Origin of the sequence: Thermogutta sp. (assembly GCF_014359955.1) — a bacterium.
Taxonomy (GTDB): domain Bacteria; phylum Planctomycetota; class Planctomycetia; order Pirellulales; family Thermoguttaceae; genus Thermogutta.
Genome location: NZ_JACIYL010000490.1, coordinates 1 through 3,345 on the forward strand (window position 1 = coordinate 1; position 3,345 = coordinate 3,345).

General features: G+C 56.0%; 2 protein-coding genes and 1 pseudogene. All 3 read left to right on the plus strand.

Translation table 11 applies throughout. From position 1 onward, the window contains the following. A partial coding sequence (locus H5U08_RS13405; protein ID WP_297033989.1) for a hypothetical protein occupies nt 1-407 on the plus strand: 407 nt, incomplete at its 5' end. A 184-nt stretch (nt 408-591) separates the two neighbouring features. Further along, on the plus strand, nt 592-2,154 hold the full coding sequence (locus H5U08_RS13410; protein WP_297033993.1) for a Ppx/GppA phosphatase family protein: 1,563 nt from the start codon (nt 592-594) through the stop codon (nt 2,152-2,154). Between the two features lie 68 nt (nt 2,155-2,222). Continuing rightward, nucleotides 2,223-3,345, plus strand: a pseudogene (locus H5U08_RS13415) (hypothetical protein); the annotation flags it as partial.

Consider the following 3,345-nt stretch of genomic DNA (forward strand, 5'->3'; position numbering starts at 1 on the left):
AAAAGCTGCGGTATTCGCTGGAGTCCCTTTTGCCAGTTTTGGGAAGCCTCGCGGAAGTCGCCGTGGAAGCTTTGAGGCAGATTCAGGAATGGGCAGGGGAAATTCACGATTACGACGTGTGGTCGGCGCGGCTGGATAAGGCAATCAGAAGAGTTGAAGCGGGGGACCCAATGGAGCCCCGGTGGCTCAATCCGCAGCGATTGTTGCCGGGCCTGAACGCACTCGAGCAGTATTACCGCCAGACTCGAACACAGGTCTTCGATCGCCTGAGAGACTTTTGTTCTCAGCAGAAATTGCAGAATTTGTGGCGTTCGCTGGAGCAATCACAGTTTCTCGGGGACTCCTGTGATCCAGAACAGTCGGCGGCGATACCCGCCTCCGACGGGCCAAATGGACAGCGCATCTGATGGGAGCTACTACCGAGGACTGATTGGTTTGGGAAAATGAGTTCTGGAAACGAATATGTGTTTAAAGGCGAAATTACCCGGCAGAAAATGAGTTGACGACTTGTCAGGGGGAGATCCAGAGAAGGCAACTAAGCCGGCGGTAAGCGAATTCCGATTTTGACCCGAACGTCACCGTTCAAATCAGATGACATCATTCGAGGAAAGCAAGGGAACGAGTGGTCCAGCGCACCCCGTTGCCGTTATTGATATCGGCACGAACGCTATTCGTATGGTGATTGCCCAGGTTTTCGAAGATGGGCAGATTGAAGTTCTGGAACGGGTCCAACGTCCGATTCGGTTGGGAAAAGACACGTTTTCCCGCGGCCGGATCGGGGCTCAGTGTATGCGGTCTGCTGTCGAGATACTTCGCAACTATCAGAAGATCATGGAGACTTATGGGGTAGAAAAAGTGAGGGCGGTGGCCACGAGTTCCCTTCGCGATGCCGCCAACGCCGACAACGTCCTCGACCGGATTTTTCTGGCATGCAAACTTTCCGTGGAAGTCATCAGCATCGCGGAAGAAGGCCGGTTGACGGTAGCGGCGGTGCGTGAGGCTGTGGAAGCCTTTCCTGAGGTTAATCAGGGCAAAACGCTCATCGTCGATGTGGGGGGGGGAAGCACCATCCTGACGATTCTAGAAGAGGGCGAGATCGTCAACTCGGTGGGGTGGCGTCTGGGATCTGTGCGGCTTTTGGAAACCCTGGGACTGCAATCCGAGCCGCCCGAACGCGCCGCCCAGGTTCTGGAACAGCACATCCGCAGTCAGGTCGCGATGGCCAAGCGCACATTGCCGCTGGCAGCGTGCAATACGTTTGTCGCGGTAGGAGGAGACGTGCGATTTGCCGCCCGGGTGGCCGGATACCCCAGCCGCTCAGAGAAACTGTTTATCGTTGAAAAGGAACAATTTCAGAAGCTGATTCGGCGGTGCCAGCGGTATCGACCGGAAGAACTGGCCCGGCAGTACAATCTTCCCCTTACCGAGGCGGAGACACTCCTCCCTGCCCTTTTGACTTACTGGGAACTCCTTGGCCATACGTCCGCTCCGCACGTCATCGTCTCCCAGGTATCGATGCGGGATGGACTTCTGCTGGAGCTCGCGCGGCAGACTACGGGCAAGGAAGACACTGCCCTTCAGGAAGGCATCATCCATGCCGCCCTGGCAATGGCCCAGCGTTACGGTGCGGATCTGGAACATGCTCAGATTACTGCCGATATTGCGGCGCGATTGTTCGACACCCTCACGACCGATCACGGGTTAGGAAGCCGGGAGCGGCTTCTGTTGCGGGTCGCGGCGATACTCCACGAGGTGGGGGGATACATCAACCTGAGTGCTCATCATAAGCACAGTTATTACATCATCGCGCATTCGGAGATTTTTGGACTGACACGAGCGGAGACGCAACTGGTAGCGCATGTGGCCCGGTACCACCGGAGAAGTTCACCCAAAGTTTCCCATTTAGAATACATGGCGTTGCCACGGGAATCGCGCGTGATCATCAACAAATTGGCTGCCATCCTGCGTGTGGCCGACGCATTGGCACGTGGCAGGATTCGCCAGGCGGAACAGGTGGAATTTCACCATGAGGGCGACGAATTGAGCATCGTTGTTCACGGAGCGGAAAACCTGGTGCTGGAGAAAAAATCGGTGGCAGCCAAAAGCGACATGTTCGAAGATGTGTACGGAATGAAGATCCGGTTCGAGCAGTAAATCACTCAGGAGTATTTGCCACTCGAGGCCCTTTGAGAAGTTTCGCGGTGCCAGTTCGGGGTCTGCCGATGAAGAAAAAGAGTTTTTCTGATCCTTCGCTTTACATTAACAGGGAACTAAGCTGGCTAGAATTCAATGAGCGGGTTCTTCAGGAGGGCTTATCGCCGGATGTTCCTCTGCTCGAGCGACTGAAATTTCTCGCTATAGTCAGCACAAATTTGGATGAATTCTATATGATCCGTGTTGCCAGCCTCAAACAACTTCAAAAGGCTGGGAAATCGCGGCGTGATATTTCGGGAATGACACCAGAGGAGCAGCTTCGGGCAATTGCCGAGCGAGTTCGCCGGATGGTGAAGGACCATGATCGCGGCATTCTGAGTGCCTTCGAAGAGCTCGCTCAGCACGGAATCCAGTGGTTGCGACCATCGCAATGGTCCGAAGAAGATCGCGTTTTTCTTCGGCAGTACTTTGAGCGGGAAATAGCTCCCATTCTTACGCCGCTGGCCATGAGCGATTTGTTGCCCCCTCCGGCGATTCCCGGTCTCCAGGTTCATCTCGGTGTGGTTCTCCGCCCCCGGAAGAAAAGTGATGAGAGTGGGGAGAAAATCGCGTTTGTCCCGATCCCCACACGGCATCCGCGATTTGTATCCCTGCCGAGTAGCCAGGGGCACCGCCTGGCCCTGCTGGACGATCTCATAGCAACGTTTGTCCATAATCTGTTTCGGGGTTATCAGGTTGTCTACGCCGGTCCATTCCGTGTGACCCGGGACGCCGACGTTTCAATCCAGGACGATGACGCGAGTGATTTGCTCAGCGCGGTGGAAGAAGCGATCCTTGCCCGTCGCCGCCGCGCGGCCGTGCGCTTGGAGGTCGCCTCGGGGGCGCACGAACGGCTCCACCAATTCTTGTTAAATCTGTTCCAATTGGGCGATGAAGATGTATTCGCTGTCGAATCATTTATTTCCGCGGCATCCCTGCGGGAAATCGTAGGGCTGCCAGGATATGCGCACCTGCGTGACCCCGACTGGCCGCCCCAGCCTCCGCGCGATCTGCTCGGGTGGGACGACCTTTGGAAAGCGATCCTGGACCACGATGTCATGCTGTTTCACCCCTACGAAAGTTTTGAGCCCGTGGTCACGTTTCTCCGCGAGGCAGCCAGCGATCCTGATGTGCTGGCGATCAAACAGACGC

Coding starts and splice junctions, on each gene's coding strand:
- H5U08_RS13410 (WP_297033993.1), top strand. CDS start 592: ATGACATCATTCGAGGAAAGCAAGGGAACGAGTGGTCCAGCGCACCCC.